Genomic DNA, 1,034 nt, shown 5'->3' on the forward strand with positions numbered 1-1,034 from the left:
GTCTGGCGGGGACCATGTCGCCTGACGCCGGTCGATCCGTCGTCCGGACCTCCGGCGAGAGCCTTCACCGCACTAGACGCTCCGTGCAGCCTCACAGCTTGGCGTAGACATCGTCGAGGCTGATGCCACGGGCGAGCATGAGGACCTGGACGTGGTAGAGGAGCTGAGAGATCTCTTCGGCCGCACGCTCAGTGCTTTCATGCTCGGCAGCCATCCAGGCCTCGGCGGCCTCCTCGACCACCTTCTTGCCGACATGATGGACGCCGCGATGCACCGCCTGCACCGTGCCCGACTCGGGCGCACCGGACTCCACCTTCTCGGTCAGCTCGGCCCACAGGCCTTCGAAGCTCTTCACGTGGGCTAATCGTACGGGACGCGCGCGGACGTCGTGGAAGCCCGGCCCGGCACCAGCGCCTTATCCGTGGGCAGTGTCGGCGTTCGTGCCCCGGCCCGGGTCAGATCTACCGACATCGTCCACGTCATAGGTGAGACAACGTCGGTAGATTCGACCGCCTTTCAAGGAAGCTCGGTGCGCCCGCGTGAGTGCGCCTGCGTCAGCCGAGTGACCGCAGCGTCAGGGCGGTCGCGACGGCGGCCTCGGCCGCCTCACGACCCTTGTCTTCCCGTGAGTGCTCCAAGCCTGCCCGGTCCAGCGCCTGCTGCTCGTTGTCACAGGTCAGCACACCGAAACCCACCGGAACGCCGGTCTGAATCGATACCCTGGTCAGACCTTCCGTGGCCGCCTGACACACGTAGTCGAAATGCGGCGTGCCGCCGCGGATGACCACCCCGAGAGCGACGACCGCGTCGTACCCGGCCCGCGCCAGCCGCGCGGCCGCCACCGGGAGCTCGAACGACCCCGGGACACGGACCAGCAACGGGTCATCCGCTCCAGCCTCTTTCAGGGCGGCCAGCGCGCCGTCCACCAGCCCATCCATCACGGTCTGATGCCACTGCGCGGCCACCACGGCCACTCGCACGTCACCCGCGTCCAGCTTGAGTGCCGGCGCCCCTTCACCGCTCACGTCACACGT

2 protein-coding genes are annotated in these 1,034 nt (G+C 68.1%); both read right to left on the minus strand.

From position 1 onward, the window contains the following. Positions 1 to 91: 91 nt before the first annotated feature. The gene (locus tag ELR45_RS01875) at positions 92 to 355 is read right to left on the minus strand and encodes a phosphoribosyl-ATP diphosphatase (RefSeq protein ID WP_129662967.1); all 264 of its coding nucleotides are present in this window, start codon (positions 353 to 355) and stop codon (positions 92 to 94) included. 199 nt (positions 356 to 554) lie between these two features. Next, a complete protein-coding gene (gene ribH, locus ELR45_RS01880; RefSeq protein ID WP_129662969.1) occupies positions 555 to 1,025 on the minus strand; it encodes a 6,7-dimethyl-8-ribityllumazine synthase in 471 nt (156 codons plus the stop codon). Positions 1,026 to 1,034 lie beyond the last annotated feature (9 nt).

The sequence above is a fragment of the Phytoactinopolyspora endophytica genome, assembly GCF_004138495.1.
In the GTDB taxonomy this organism is placed as follows: Bacteria; Actinomycetota; Actinomycetes; order Jiangellales; family Jiangellaceae; genus Phytoactinopolyspora; species Phytoactinopolyspora endophytica.